Raw genomic sequence first — 13,681 nt, 5'->3', positions numbered from 1 at the left:
CCGCCCTCGCTGTTGACCATGAAGTTGGCGGCACCGATGGAGATCGAACATGCCGTCAACTTCATGATCGACGAGAAGGGTCAGAGGATGGGGGGTGGGGAGTAGGTGGCGGCCTCGGGGTGGGACTGGACGATCCTGGTGATGCGCACGTTGACCCGGGTCACCTGGTCGTCGGCGGCGCCGGTGAAGGTGCTGCGGTCGGCCACCAGGGCGTCGATCTCGGCGCGGGTCAGGTTCAGGCGGCCGTCGGCGGCGAGGCGGTCGAACAGGTCGTTCTCGGCCGCGCCCTTCTCCCGCATGGCAAGCGCCACGGCTACCGCGTGCTCCTTGATCACCTCGTGCGCCACCTCCCGGCCGACCCCCCGGCGCACGGCGGCGACCAGGATCTTCGTGGTGGCCAGGAACGGCAGGAAGCGCTCCAGCTCCCGGTTGATCACCGCCGGGTACGGGCCGAACTCGTCAAGCACGGTGAGAAACGTCTGGAACAGGCCGTCGGCGGCGAAGAACGCGTCCGGCAGCGCCACCCGACGCACCACCGAGCAGGAGACGTCGCCCTCGTTCCACTGGTCGCCGGCCAGCTCGCCGACCATCGACAGGTAACCCCGGATGATCACCGCGAAGCCGTTCACCCGCTCCGAGGAACGGGTGTTCATCTTGTGCGGCATCGCGCTGGACCCGACCTGACCCGGCTTGAAGCCCTCGGTGACCAGCTCCTGACCGACCATCAGGCGGATCGTGGTGGCCAGCGACGACGGCGCGGCGGCCACCTGGGCGAGCGCGGCGAGCACGTCGAAGTCGAGCGAGCGCGGATAGACCTGGCCAACGCTGTCCAGCACCCGGGCGAAACCGAGGTGCTCGGCCACCCGGCGCTCCAGCTCGGCGACCTTCCCGGCGTCGCCGTCGAAGAGGTCGAGCTGGTCGGCCGCGGTGCCCACCGGACCCTTGATCCCGCGCAGCGGGTAGCGGCCGATCAGGTCCTCCAGCCGCTCGTACGCGATCAGCAGCTCCTCGGCCGCCGACGCGAAGCGCTTGCCCAGCGTGGTGGCCTGCGCCGCCACGTTGTGCGACCGGCCGGTCATCACCAGCGGCGAGTACTCGCCCGCGTGCCAGGCCAGCCGGGCCAGCGTGGCGACCACCCGGTCCCGGATCAGCTCCAGCGACGCCCGGACCTGGAGCTGCTCCACGTTCTCGGTCAGGTCCCGGGAGGTCATCCCCTTGTGCACGTGCTCGTGCCCGGCGAGCGCGCTGAACTCCTCGATCCGCGCCTTCACGTCGTGCCGGGTGACCCGCTCCCGGGCCGCGATCGAGGCCAGGTCGACGTCATCGACCACCCGCTCGTACGCCTCGACCACCCCGTCCGGCACCGGCACGCCGAGGTCACGCTGGGCCCGGAGCACGGCCAGCCAGAGCCGGCGCTCCATCCGGACCTTCTCCTCCGGTGACCAGAGGGCGACCAGCTTGGGCGAGGCGTACCGGTTGGCGAGCACGTTCGGGATCGTCGTCACGGCGCCCATTCTCCCGTACGGCCGGGCGGGACCATCGTCGGCCCGCGCGGGTCGGACACCCCCGGCGCGGGATGCCCGACCCGCCGATTCAGGGCAGCAGGTTGAGCAGGTCCGGGTGGGCGGCCAACGCCGTGACCTGGTCGACGGTGAGCGGCGGGGTGGCGCCGCCCCGGACGCCCTTCGGCCACCGGGACCCGAGGTTCCCGTCCGTCGGCATGTCGGTTTTGGCTCCGGTGTTGGGCCGGTTGTCGAGCACCACCTCGACCATGCCCCGGTCGGGCCGCTGGACGAACACGTCGTAGACCACCGTCCCGGCCGACCGGGAGACGATCGAGACGACCCGGTTGCCGTCTCGGGTCGACTCGGTGCACTCACCGTCGTGCGCGTGATTGGCGTGTAGGGCGGGCGGGAGGGCGCGCACCGTGGCGCAGTTCACCTGCATCGCCGCGCGGCGCTCCACGATGATCTCCCCGTCGCCGGTCAACCCGGCTCGCTCCACCAGGAAGCTGAACGAGAGGTGACCGGCGCCCTTTCCGCCGCCGCCCCCGCCAGAGAGCAGCAGATAGATCGTCCCCTCCGGGGAGACGGCGTCGAGGGCTGCCGACGCGCCGTCCTGCACCGCGCCGTCGAAATCCCAAACGGGTGGACCGTTGAGCCGGGCCGTGGCGGTCCCCGCCGGCGGCCGTGGGGCGAGGACGAGCGCCGGATCCCGAGCCACCTCGGTCGCCTGGGCCAGCGTGAGCGCCGGCTTGTCCTGGACCAGGTACAGGCGGACCAGCGTGCCGTCTGGGCGCAGCGACTCGACCACGTAATTGTTGCTCAGGGTCGGACGGGCCCCATCGGCGCGCGGGCCGAAACCGGTGAGCAGGCGTCGGGCTCGCACCCGCTGGCCGTCCGGCGTGTCGCTCACCGTGCAATGGCGGGCAGCGAGACCGGCGGTGGGACAGGGCGGGGCGGCCGCCCAGGCGGCCTCGCCGTCACGCACCAGGCGAAGGGTGATCTGCCCGGCCCGGGCACCGAACCGGAAGGTGGCGTACGTGAACACCGGAGTGTCCAGGACCAACCGGCCATTGGGTTCGGAGCCGACCGGGTTCGGACTGTCCGCACCACCCCACCCGGTCATCCAGGTGAAGCCGTCCGCTTGCCGGCGCAGCGCGGCGGTCAGCGCCTCATCGAGGCGCTTCGCGTCCTCGGGCGTACCGGCGACGGTCGTGACGGTGGAGGCGCGCGTCGGCGACGGGGAGGGAATCGGCGCGGGCGCGACGGCGCGATCCAGCACCACCGGGATCACCTGTTCGGCGGTGAGCGGCATCCGGGCCTCGGCGCTCAGAGTCTGGATCGACAGCTCTACCAGCACGCCGTCCCGGCGCAGCGCCGTCGCCCTGACGATCTCCGAATGGCTCTCGATCCGGTCTCGGAGTTGCGGTGGCACCTCTTGCTCCCGGACCGAGCTGCTGTACCTGATCTTGTCCCCGTCCGGCCCGGTCCGCTCGCCGCATTCGATGGCGGTCCGGTAGCAGCCGCTCTTCGTGTCCTCCGCCCAGATCCGCGCACCGTCCCGGATGATCTGGAGCTCCGCGCTCAGATCCGCACCGGCAACCCGGAAGGTGCCGCCGCCCTGGTAGTCCGGAGTGCCGTTCCGGTCGAGCAGATCGGAGGCCCAGTTCGGCGTGTCGATCACCGGTCCGCCCTTCACCGCCCAGGCGAGACGCGGCTCCGCGCGGGTCAGCGCCGCCACCACAGCGGCGTCGATCCGGTCCAGGTCCTGGTCCGTACCTGGGGTCGTCGTGACGGCTGGCGCCGGCTTGGCCGGCTGGGCGTGCGGCTTGCCGATGAGCGAGGTGGTGCCGACCAGCACCGCGGCCACCACCGCGGCGACCGCCGTGGCGCCCGCGCCGATCCGCAACCGGCGGGCCCGGCGCTGCCCGCCGATCACCCGCTCCACGTCCACCGTGGAGACCGGCGGCTCACCGATCAGGTCGTCGAACAACTGCCGGTACGTCATGACAGCTCCCCCCGGGTCGACGGGATACCGGTCAGTAGCAGGCGCAACGCCTCCAGGCCCCGGGCCGCCTGGCTCTTCACCGTGCCGGCGCTGATGCCGAGGATGTGGGCGGTCTCGTCCACGGACAGGTCGCAGTAGTAGCGGAGCACCAGCACGGCCCGCCGCCGGGGCGGCAGTTGGCCGAGGAGCGCGAGCAGCATGTCGCGCTCGGCCAGGGTGGGCTCGGGCAGGACCAGGTCGGCCGTCTCCGGCACCTCGTCGGTGCTCTGCTCGCGCCGCCAGGGCCGCCGCCGCTCGTCCAGCCACGCGTTGGTGAGCATCCCCCGCACGTACGCGTCGACGTTCTCCGCCGCGCGTACCCGGCGCCAGTGCCGGTAGAGCTTGCCGATGGTGATGGAGACCAGGTCGTCGGCGGTGTGCCAGTCACGGCAGAGCAGGTACGCGGTGCGGCGCAGCGACTCCAGCCGGACGGCGACGAACTGCCGGTACTCGTCTTCCTCGGCCCGGGTCACGTGCCGGGGCCTCTCGTTCGCCTCATGTCCAGGTGACGGAGCAGGCTCGCGTCCGGGTTGCTCACGACGTCGAGTGCTCGGCCAGGATGTGGAACAGGGCTGCGGTCGCCTCCGCCTCGGTGGCGTACCACCGCCACAGCTTGTACCGGCCTCGTTCGTAGGGCCCGATCTCCCAGCCGCCGGCGCCGCGCCGGAGGAACCAGAAGTCGGGCGGGACCGGTTGGTGCTCGTGCGCGTCCGCCAACTGGAAGGCGTCGGGTGACACCCCCGCGGCCAGTAGCGCGGTGCGCAACTCGTACCGGTCCACGCCCGACCTCCGATCGGTTCAGCAGATCTGCGACGACTGCGCCCACCCGGTCGGGTCGGTGCAGAGGCCGTCCAGGTATTCCTCGACGAGGAAACCGTGGTCGAGCAGCCACTGCACGTTCACCGGGTCCGACGCCTGCGGGAAGTAGGCCTGGTTCAGCTCGAACTGGGTGCCCATGCCGGGCTGGGCGAACCAGGGCGCGATCGGCCCGGAGTCCACCGGGAACGGCTTGACCACGCAGTACGTGTGGTAGTTGGCCAGCGGCGCGAGCGGCGTGGTGGCCGGCGGCGTCGGCGGGGTGTTCAGGCTCTGCGGCGCCAGCGAGCGCGAGCTGAACGGGGTGCCGAGCGGTGCCAGGAACGCGCCGGTCGGGTTGCCGAAGCGGTCGATCCGGTAGCCGGGCAGCAGGACCTGCCGGGCCTTGATCGGCGCGCCGTGCGGGTCCAGCACGAAGCCGTCCTCCGGCGGGAAGAGCAGGGTGGTCGGTCCGCTGGTCCAGTTCTTCAGCCATTCGGTCTCGGTCTGCGCGCCGAGCCGCTGGTAGCCGGCGAGCAGCGGCCCGACCGGCGAGGCGGTGGGCAGGTTGAGCGGCCCCAGCAGCCGGTTGTTGTCGTAGAACTGGGTGGTCTGCGGGGCGGTCGGCGGCAGCCCGGGCGTGCAGAGGCCGGGGCTGACCGGGCCGGGTTGCGGGACGGCCGGTGTGGTGACCCCGGCAGCCCGTTCGTCGACCACCGTGGTGGTCTGGGCCAGCGCCGCCGAGGGCCCGAAGGCGGACAGCGCCGGCCCGGGTGCCAGCGTCAGGGCCGCGCCGGAGAGGGCGGCCAACAACCAACGACGAGTTTTCACGTTCAACCTCCCGATAAGGAGGAGTTGCCCCCATCGTGAGGTTCATTCACGGCTAATGTGAGGTTTGGTCCTCTTTGCCACCCATCGGGCGACTGTGGCGTCAGCGCTCCAGGATCGCGGTCACGCCCTGCCCGCCGGCCGCGCAGATGGAGATCAGGCCGCGACCGCTCCCCTTGGCGTCGAGCAGCTTGGCCAGCGTGGCGACGATCCGGCCGCCGGTGGCCGCGAACGGGTGCCCGGCGGCCAGCGACGAGCCGTTGACGTTGAGCTTGTCCCGGTCGATCGACCCGAGCGGCGCGTCCAGGCCGAGCCGCTCGGCGCAGAACTCGGGCGACTCCCAGGCCGCCAACGTCGCCAGCACCTGCGAGGCGAACGCCTCGTGGATCTCGTAGAAGTCGAAGTCCTGGAGCTTGAGCCCGGCCCGGGCCAGCATCCGCGGCACCGCGTAGGCGGGCGCCATCAGCAGCCCCTCGTCGCCGTGCACGAAGTCGACGGCTGCCGTCTCGGACCAGGAGAACCAGGCCAGCACCGGCAGGCTGTGCGCCCGGGCCCACTCCTCGGAGGCGAGCAGCACCGTCGACGCGCCGTCGGTGAGCGGCGAGGAGTTGCCGGCGGTCATGGTGGCCCGCTCGGCGTCCGGACCCCTGGTGCCGAAGACCGGCTTGAGCGAGCCGAGCTTCTCCGGCGAGGTGTCCGGCCGGAGGTTCTGGTCGCGGGTGAGACCGAGGTAGGGGGTCATCAGGTCGTCGAAGAACCCCTTGTCGTACGCGGCCGCGAGGCGCTGGTGCGAGCGGAGCGCCAACTCGTCCTGGGCCGCCCGGTCGACGTCCCAGCGCAGCGCGGTCACCGCCGCGTGGTCGCCCATCGACAGCCCGGTGCGCGGCTCGGCGTTGCGCGGGATCTCCGGCTTGAACGGCTGGAGCGGGCGCAGCTTCGTCGCCACCTTGAGTCGCGCGCCGAGGGTCCGGGCGGAGTTGAGCTGGATCAACGTGCGGCGCATGTCCTCGTTGACGGCCAGCGGCGCGTCCGAGGTGGTGTCCACGCCACCGGCGATGCCCACCTCGATCTGCCCGAGGGCGATCTTGTTGGCGACCAGGATGGCGGCCTCCAGCCCGGTGCCGCAGGCCTGCTGGATGTCGTACGCCGGGGTGTGCGGGTCGAGCCGGGAGCCGAGCACCACCTCGCGGGTGAGGTTGAAGTCGCGCGAGTGCTTGAGCACGGCGCCGGCCACCACCTCGCCGACCCGCTCGCCGGCCAGCCCGAAGCGGGCGACCAGACCGTCGAGCGCCGCGCCGAGCATGTCCGCGTTGGACGCGTGCGCGTAGCGCGAGTTGGACCGGGCGAAGGGGATGCGGTTGCCGCCGATGACCGCGACCCGCCGGACACTCTGCACGATCAGCCTCCTGGTAGCTGTTGCCCGAACCCTACTCGCCAGTAGGCTACGCCTATGACCGACAGGTACGCGAGCTTCGTCCAGACGGGGGCCGGTCGCGCGCTGGTCAAGCGCCTCGGCCTGCCCGACCCGCCCCGACTGCGCCGGCACACGCCGGGCGACCCGCTCGTTCCCGGGCCGGTCCTGCTCGGCGCGTCGTCCGGCGGCCGGCTGGCCGAGCCGGCCGGCAAGATCCTGACCGCCGCCGGGGTCGAGCTCGTCGACCCGGCCGCCGCGACCGGCGACAGCCGCTTCGCGGCCCTGGTGTACGACGCCAGCGGCGTCACCGACTCGACCGGGCTGCGCCAGCTCTACGACTTCTTCCACCCGCAGGCCCGCTCGCTGCTGCCCAGCGGCCGGGTGATCGTGCTGGGCACGCCGCCGGCCGAGTGCGGCTCGCCCCGCGAGGCGACCGCCCAGCGCGCCCTGGAGGGGCTGACCCGCAGCATCGGCAAGGAGTTCGGCCGGGGCGTCACCGCCCAACTGGTGTACGTCACCCGTGACGGGGACGCCGGCACCCCGGTGAGCCTGGAGTCCACCTTGCGCTTCCTGCTCTCCGGCCGCTCCGCGTACGTCTCGGGCCAGGTCGTCCGGGTCGGCGCCGGCACCGCCGTCGCGCCGGCCGACTGGGACCGCCCGCTGGACGGCCAGGTGGTGCTGGTGACCGGCGCGGCCCGGGGCATCGGCGCGGCGCTGGCCAAGGTGCTGGCCCGGGACGGCGCGCAGGTGGTGGCGCTGGACATCCCGGCGGCCGGGGACGAGCTGGCCGCGGTGGCCAACGAGATCGGCGGCAGCGCGGTGCAGCTCGACCTGACCGCGCCGGACGCGCCGACCCGGCTGGCCGAGCACCTGGCGTCCCGGCACGGCCGGGTCGACGTGGTGGTGCACAACGCCGGCATCACCCGGGACAAGACGCTCGGCCGGATGGACGCCGACCGGTGGGACTCGGTGATCGACGTCAACCTGTCCAGCCAGGAGCGCATCAACGACGTACTGCTGGAGCGCGACCTGATCCCGGCCGGCGGGCGGATCGTGTCGGTCTCCTCGATCGCCGGGATCGCCGGCAACCGGGGGCAGACCAACTACGCGACGAGCAAGGCCGGCGTGATCGGGCTGGTCGACTCGCTGTCGCCGGTGCTGCGCGAGCGCGGGATCAGCCTGAACGCGGTCGCGCCCGGCTTCATCGAGACCCGGCTGACCGCGCGCATCCCGTTGACGCTGCGCGAGGCGGGCCGGCGGATGAACAGCATGGCCCAGGGCGGCCTGCCGGTGGACGTGGCCGAGACGATCGGCTGGCTCTCCTGGCCGGCGTCCGGCGCGGTCAGCGGCAACATGGTCCGGGTCTGCGGCCAGAGCCTGCTGGGGGCGTGATGGCGCGGCGCAAGCAGCGGCCGGAGGAGCCGGCCGAGGAGCTGTCGTTGCACGACCTGATCGAGGGCCGCACCCAGGACCTCACCTCGGCCCGGGCGGCGCTGGCCCCACCCCACCCGATCGATCATGAAGTTGACGGCACTTCTGGAGATCCACAAGACCGCCAACCTCATGATCGACGCGGTGAGGGGTCGGGCGGGCGGGAGTTGGTGGAGGTGGACGGGCTGCCGGCGGCGGGAGGGCTGTACCGGCGGGCGCTGCTCGGGGCGCTGCCGGGCGGCGGGCGGCGACGGGGGCGGGAGTTGCCGGCCGTGGAGCTGGGCGTCTCCGGGGTCCGCGTCGACCCGGGGCACCTGGCCGACTACGACCGGGTGTGCGGGTTCCGGCTGGCCGACCGGCTGCCGGCGACCTACCTGCACGTGCTCGGGTTCCCGCTGTCGCTGCGGCTGATGACCGCCGCCGACTTCCCCGTCCCGCTCACCGGCGTGGTGCACGTAGCCAACCGGATCACCGTGCGCCGGGCGGTGCGGGTCGGCGAGAGCGTCGACTTCCGCACCTACGCGGAGAACCTGCGCCCGCACGAGCGGGGCCGACAGCTCGACGTGGTGCTTGTCGGCTCGGTCGGCGGCGAGGAGGTGTGGTGGGGCGTGTCGACGTACCTCGGGAAGGAGCGCGCGGCCGGCGGCGGTCCGCGGCGCGACCCGGGTGACCGGCCCGCGCCGCCGGCCGCCTCCGCACGGTGGCGGGTGACGCCGCGCGTCGGTACGGACTACGCGCGCGTCTCCGGCGACCACAACCCGATCCACACGTCCAGGCTGGGCGCGCGGCTGTTCGGCTTCCCCCGCCCGATCGCACACGGCATGTGGAGCAAGGCGCGCTGCCTGGCCGCGCTGGAGAGCCGGCTGCCGGACGCGTACACCGTGGACGTGACGTTCAAGTTGCCGGTGGCCTTGCCGTCCACGGTGGCCTTCAGCGCCACGACCTCTGGCGACGGCTGGGACTTCGCGCTGCACGGCGACCGGGACGGCCGGCCGCATCTGGTCGGCACCGTCCGCTGAGGAAAGTGGGGGCTTGGCGTCCCCGCTTTCGTGCGCTAGGTTGTTCTCAGATTGAGTTGTTCTCAACTTGAGAGAGTGAGCGCCGTGAACGAGCAGGACTTCCTCGCCGGGTACGACCCCCGGGACTACCCGGCGGTCGCCGTCACCGTCGACGTGGTGGCGCTGACCATCCGCGAGGGCGCGCTGCACCTGCTGCTGATCCGACGCGGCGCGCCGCCCTACGAGGGGCACTGGGCGCTGCCCGGCGGCTTCGTCCGGCCGGACGAGGACCTGCTGGCCGGCGCCCGGCGCGAGCTGGCCGAGGAGACCGGGCTCGGCGGCGAGCGGCTGGACCGCGTGCACCTGGAACAGCTCGGCAGCTACGGCGACCCCGACCGGGACCCACGCATGCGGGTGGTGTCGATCGCGCACCTGGCGTTCGCCCCCGACCTGCCCGACCCGGTCGCCGACACCGACGCCGCCGACGCGACCTGGCTGCCGGTCACCGCGCTGCCCAACCGGCAGCTCGCCTTCGACCACGGCCGGATCATCGAGGACGGCCTGGAGCGGGCCCGCTCCAAACTGGAGTACACGCCGCTGGCCACCCGGTTCCTCGCCCCCGAGTTCACCGTCACCGAGCTGCGGGCGGTCTACGAGACGGTCTGGGGCGAACCGCTGCACGCCGGCAACTTCCACCGCAAGGTGCTCTCCGTGCCGGGCTTCGTGGAGGGCACCGGCGCCAGCACCGAACGCGGCGGCGCCCGGGGCGGCCCACGCGCCAAGCTCTACCGCCCCGGCACCGCCCGTCTCCTCCACCCCGCCCTGCTCCGGACCCTCCGATGAGGGTTAAGGAAGGGCCCCCTGTTAACGCCTCCGGTAGAGAGGGTGCCCCTTCTCACCGACAGATGAAGGCACCGCGGCACCCGAGCGACAACGACCTGATGGCACGCGAGGCGCGGGCTCTCCGGCGGATCGCGGAGCGGGGGGATCCGCGCCACCTGGCGTACGTGCCCCGGCTCGTCGACTCCTACCCGGCGCGCGACCCGTCCACCGGCGCGCAACTGCTGGTCAACGTGCTGGAGACCGTACCCGGGCTGCACAGCCTGGACGACGTGCGCCGCGCGTACCCGGGCGGGGTCGACCCGCGCGACGCGGCCTGGATGTGGCGGCGGCTGCTGGTCGCGCTCGGCCTGGCCCACCGGGCCGGCGTGGTGCACGGCGCGGTCCTGCCCCGCAACGTGTTGATCGAGCCGGACGCACACGGCCTGGTGCTCGTCGACTGGTGCTTCTCGACCGAACCGGGCGGACTGGCGCCGGCGCTCGTCACCGAGCTGGCCGACTGGTATCCGCCGGAGGTCACCGCCAGGCGGCCCTGCGGCCCGGGCACCGACATCGCGCTGGCCGCGAGCTGCATGACCTGGCTGATGGCCGACCGTGCGCCCCGCGAGCTGCGCGCCTTCGCCGACGGCTGCCGGCAACCCGCACTGTCCGCCCGGCCCGACGACGCCTGGCGGCTGCTGCGCGAACTCGACGAGGTGCTGGAACGGCTCTACGGGCCGCGCACCTTCCGACCCTTCACCCTCAACCCCTAGGGAGGCTGCCATGGGCAGCGGAATCTGGTCCACCGACGTGTACGACGCCGCCGACCGCTACCGGCGCCGAAGCGGCAGGAGCGCGTTCTCCTACAGCGACAGCGGGGCCCGCACCGTGCACCCCGCGCTCGACCCGCGCGACGCGACGCGGGAGAGCCGCGACTCCGCCGAACACCCGCAGTCCACGCCGATCGCGGTGCTCTTCGACGTCACCGGCTCCATGGGCCACGTGCCCCGGGTGCTCCAGCGCAAGCTGCCGCAACTGCTCGGCCTGCTACAGCGCCAGGGGTACGCCCGCGACCCGCAGGTCATGTTCGGCGCGATCGGCGACGCCACCTGCGACCGGGTGCCGCTGCAGATCGGGCAGTTCGAGTCCGACAACCGGATGGACGACGACCTCGGCCGGATCGTGCTCGAAGGCGGCGGGGGCGGGCAGATGATGGAGTCGTACGAGCTGGCGTTGCACTTCATGGCGCGGCACACGGTCACCGACAGTTGGGAGAAGCGGGGCCGGCGCGGCTACCTGTTCGTCATCGGCGACGAGCTGGCGTACCCCCGGTTGAAGGCCCGCGAGGTGACCCGGTGGATCGGCGGCGGCCCCGCCGAGGACCTGCCGATCCGGCAGGTCGTGGACGAGGTGACCGCCCGCTGGGACACCTACCACCTGCTCCCCGCCGGCAGCCACTACGCCGGCAACCGCAAGGTGCTCGACTTCTGGCGCGGCCTGCTCGGGCAGAATGCGGTCGAGCTGGACGACCTGGACGCGGTCTGCGAGACCATCGCGCTCACCGTCGGCCTCGGCGAACAGGCCATCGACCTCGACGCCGGCCTGGACGACCTGGACCGGGCCGGCTCGACCGCCACCCGTACCGTCTCCCGGGCGCTCGCCTCACTCGGCGGCGGCCGGCGGGCGGTGGCGGCGCTGCCGTTCACCCCCACCGACGGCGGGAGCGGGGTCACCCGGCTGTGAACCACGTGATGGTGGTCGACCTCGGCTACGGCGACGCGGGCAAGGGCACTGTCGTCGACGCGCTCTGCGCCACCCGCCCGGTGCACACGGTGGTGCGTTTCAACGGGGGCGCGCAGGCGGCGCACAACGTCGTCCTGCGCGACGGGCGGGCGCACACGTTCGCCCAGTTCGGGGCCGGCACGTTCCGCCCCGGCGTGCGGACCCACCTGGCACGGCACGTGGTGGTGGACCCGCTGGCGCTGGCCGCCGAGGCCGACCACCTCGCGTCGGTCGGGGTGCCCGACGCGCTCGACCGGTTGACCGTGGACGGGGAGGCGCTGCTGGCCACTCCCTACCACCGGGCCGCCAACCGGGCCCGGGAGACCGCCCGGGGAGCCGACCGGCACGGCTCCTGCGGGCTGGGGGTGGGGGGGGGCGGGGGGGCGGCCGCGGGGCACCCCCCCCCCCGGGGCCCCGGGGGGGCGGCGGCCGCGCCCGGGCGGGGGGCGCGGCCCGGCGCGGCGGGGGGGGGGGGGGGGGGGGGCGGGGGGGCCCGCCCCCCCCCCCCCCCGACGAGGCGCCCCGGGTGGCCGACTGCCGCGAGCCGGCGGTGCTGCGCCGCCGGCTCGCCGCGCTGCGCGACCGGCTCACCGCGGAACTCGGGCCGCTGGACGCGCCGCCGGTCGCCGACTGCCTGCCGGCGTACGCGGCGTTCGCCGACCGGGTGACGATCGTCGACCGGAGCTGGCTGGCCGGCGCGCTGCGCGCGGGCACCTGCGTCTTCGAGGGCGCCCAGGGGGTGCTGCTGGACGAGTGGCACGGCTTCCACCCGTACACCACCTGGAGCACCACGACGTTCGCCAACGCCGAGACGCTGCTCGCCGAGGCCGGGATGGCCGGCACCGCCCAGCGGCTCGGGGTGCTGCGGGTGACCACCACCCGGCACGGCCCCGGGCCGCTGGTCACCGAGGACCCGACGCTGCCGTTCACCGACCCGCGCAACCCCACCAATCCCTGGCAGGGCGGTTTCCGGTTCGGGCACTTCGACGCGGTGGCCCACCGGTACGCGCTGGAGGTGGCCGGCGGGGTGGACGGGTTGGCGCTCACCCACCTCGACCTGGCCGGGCCTCGACTGCGGATGTGTCGTCGTTACGTCGGTGGCGTCGACCGGCTCGATCCCGGGCCGGCCGGTGACCTGGAGCGGCAGGCGGCGTTGACCGAGCGGCTGATGCTCGCGCGGCCGGTGCTGGAGTCGGTGCCGGGCGACTGGGTGGCGGCGGTGGAGGGGGCGCTGGGCGCGCGCGTGCTGCTCACCTCGCGCGGCCCCACCGCCGAGGAGAAGGAGGGGCCCCTTGTTAACGCTTTTTGTATAGGAAGGGCCCCCGCTTAACACCCCAGCGTCGAGCATGGGGGCATGGGGGACGTGCTCGACCTGCTGCACCAGACGGTGACCTCACCGTGGGTGTACCTGGTGATCATCGCGGTCACCGCCGTCGACGCGTTCTTCCCGGCGATACCCGGCGAGACCGTGGTGATCACCGCCGGAGTCTTCGCGGCGAGCGGCGAACCGAACCTGGTGGCGGTGATCGTGACCGCCGCGCTCGGCGCGCTGATCGGCGACCACGTCTCGTACGCCATCGGGCGCGGCGGCGGCGCGCACCGGCTGGCCCGGCTGCCCGCCGACAGCCGGCGGCGGGCGAGCTCCGACTGGGCCCGCCGGGCCGTCGACAGGCGGGGCGGGATGATCCTGACCACCGCCCGCTACGTCCCCGGCGGCCGGACCGCGGTCACGCTCACCATGGGCGCGGTCCGCTATCCGCTGCGCTCGTTCCTGGTGTACGACGCGCTGGCCTGCGGCACCTGGGGGATCTACTGCGGGTTGCTCGGCTGTTTCGGCGGCCTGGCCTTCGAGCACAACCCGGTCACCGGCCTGCTCGCCGGTGTCGGCATCTCGCTGGCGGTCACCGGGCTGTTCGAGGCCGCCCGCTGGGCCCGTCGCCGGGCGCGCTCCCGGGCCGCCGCGCGGCGGGGGTGTTAAGAGGTCCTAACTTAATGATGTTGGGCGTAACCGACTGGACGTGAGGGTCGTTTCGTCTGAACGTGAGGAGGGGTGAGCAGCCGCCGT

General features: G+C 73.3%; 12 protein-coding genes and 1 pseudogene. 7 read left to right on the top strand and 6 right to left on the bottom strand.

The window, feature by feature from the left end:
- Positions 1-80 precede the first annotated feature (80 nt).
- The 6 genes from purB to ACIA5A_RS25595 form a co-directional block, all read right to left on the bottom strand.
- Complete coding sequence (gene purB, locus ACIA5A_RS25620) at positions 81-1,514, bottom strand: adenylosuccinate lyase (RefSeq protein ID WP_396766997.1); 1,434 nt, start codon at positions 1,512-1,514, stop codon at positions 81-83.
- A gap of 79 nt (positions 1,515-1,593) precedes the next feature.
- The gene (locus tag ACIA5A_RS25615; protein ID WP_396766996.1) at positions 1,594-3,510 is read right to left on the bottom strand and encodes a hypothetical protein; all 1,917 of its coding nucleotides are present in this window, start codon (positions 3,508-3,510) and stop codon (positions 1,594-1,596) included.
- Positions 3,507-4,022, bottom strand: a complete 516-nt coding sequence (locus ACIA5A_RS25610) for a SigE family RNA polymerase sigma factor (protein WP_396766995.1) — start codon at positions 4,020-4,022, stop codon at positions 3,507-3,509. Before ACIA5A_RS25610 ends, ACIA5A_RS25615 begins: the two co-directional genes overlap by 4 nt.
- A 61-nt stretch (positions 4,023-4,083) precedes the next feature.
- Positions 4,084-4,329 (bottom strand): hypothetical protein, encoded by a 246-nt coding sequence (locus ACIA5A_RS25605; RefSeq protein ID WP_396766994.1) that lies wholly within the window; start codon positions 4,327-4,329, stop codon positions 4,084-4,086.
- An 18-nt stretch (positions 4,330-4,347) separates the two neighbouring features.
- A complete protein-coding gene (locus tag ACIA5A_RS25600) occupies positions 4,348-5,175 on the bottom strand; it encodes a TNT domain-containing protein (RefSeq protein ID WP_396766993.1) in 828 nt (275 codons plus the stop codon).
- Positions 5,176-5,275: 100 nt separating this feature from the next.
- Entirely contained in the window at positions 5,276-6,568 is a 1,293-nt protein-coding gene (locus ACIA5A_RS25595) for an acetyl-CoA C-acetyltransferase (RefSeq protein ID WP_396766992.1), read from the bottom strand.
- A gap of 54 nt (positions 6,569-6,622) precedes the next feature.
- Between ACIA5A_RS25595 and ACIA5A_RS25590 the strand changes: the two genes are divergently transcribed.
- From ACIA5A_RS25590 to ACIA5A_RS25560, 7 genes and pseudogenes are all read left to right on the top strand, one after another.
- Positions 6,623-7,978 carry a 3-oxoacyl-ACP reductase gene (locus ACIA5A_RS25590; protein ID WP_396766991.1) on the top strand — a complete coding sequence of 452 codons (1,356 nt, stop codon included), beginning with the start codon at positions 6,623-6,625 and terminating at the stop codon, positions 7,976-7,978.
- Complete coding sequence (locus ACIA5A_RS25585) at positions 7,978-9,036, top strand: MaoC/PaaZ C-terminal domain-containing protein (protein ID WP_396766990.1); 1,059 nt, start codon at positions 7,978-7,980, stop codon at positions 9,034-9,036. Before ACIA5A_RS25590 ends, ACIA5A_RS25585 begins: the two co-directional genes overlap by 1 nt.
- An 84-nt stretch (positions 9,037-9,120) precedes the next feature.
- Positions 9,121-9,858 carry an NUDIX domain-containing protein gene (locus tag ACIA5A_RS25580; protein ID WP_396766989.1) on the top strand — a complete coding sequence of 246 codons (738 nt, stop codon included), beginning with the start codon at positions 9,121-9,123 and terminating at the stop codon, positions 9,856-9,858.
- 62 nt (positions 9,859-9,920) lie between these two features.
- Entirely contained in the window at positions 9,921-10,607 is a 687-nt protein-coding gene (locus tag ACIA5A_RS25575) for a serine/threonine protein kinase (protein WP_396766988.1), read from the top strand.
- Between the two features lie 10 nt (positions 10,608-10,617).
- Entirely contained in the window at positions 10,618-11,577 is a 960-nt protein-coding gene (locus tag ACIA5A_RS25570; protein WP_396766987.1) for a hypothetical protein, read from the top strand.
- Positions 11,574-12,946, top strand: a pseudogene (locus tag ACIA5A_RS25565) (adenylosuccinate synthetase). The gene ACIA5A_RS25570 and the pseudogene ACIA5A_RS25565 overlap by 4 nt, the downstream one beginning before the upstream one ends.
- Positions 12,947-12,970: 24 nt before the next feature.
- Positions 12,971-13,594 (top strand): DedA family protein, encoded by a 624-nt coding sequence (locus tag ACIA5A_RS25560; RefSeq protein ID WP_396766986.1) that lies wholly within the window; start codon positions 12,971-12,973, stop codon positions 13,592-13,594.
- The last annotated feature ends 87 nt before the right edge of the window (positions 13,595-13,681 follow it).

It is taken from the genome of Micromonospora sp. NPDC051300, from assembly GCF_044455315.1.
Taxonomy (GTDB): Bacteria; Actinomycetota; Actinomycetes; order Mycobacteriales; family Micromonosporaceae; genus Micromonospora; species Micromonospora robiginosa.
Note: the sequence above shows the minus strand (reverse complement) of the source record. Positions and strands in the feature narration are given on the sequence as shown.

Bases quoted from the DNA above. Each gene is read 5' to 3' on its own strand.
- purB (WP_396766997.1), bottom strand. From the start codon at position 1,514: ATGGGCGCCGTGACGACGATCCCGAACGTGCTCGCCAACCGGTACGCC.
- ACIA5A_RS25560 (WP_396766986.1), top strand. From the start codon at position 12,971: ATGGGGGACGTGCTCGACCTGCTGCACCAGACGGTGACCTCACCGTGG.
- ACIA5A_RS25590 (WP_396766991.1), top strand. From the start codon at position 6,623: ATGACCGACAGGTACGCGAGCTTCGTCCAGACGGGGGCCGGTCGCGCG.
- ACIA5A_RS25570 (WP_396766987.1), top strand. From the start codon at position 10,618: ATGGGCAGCGGAATCTGGTCCACCGACGTGTACGACGCCGCCGACCGC.
- ACIA5A_RS25615 (WP_396766996.1), bottom strand. From the start codon at position 3,510: ATGACGTACCGGCAGTTGTTCGACGACCTGATCGGTGAGCCGCCGGTC.
- ACIA5A_RS25575 (WP_396766988.1), top strand. From the start codon at position 9,921: ATGAAGGCACCGCGGCACCCGAGCGACAACGACCTGATGGCACGCGAG.
- ACIA5A_RS25585 (WP_396766990.1), top strand. From the start codon at position 7,978: ATGGCGCGGCGCAAGCAGCGGCCGGAGGAGCCGGCCGAGGAGCTGTCG.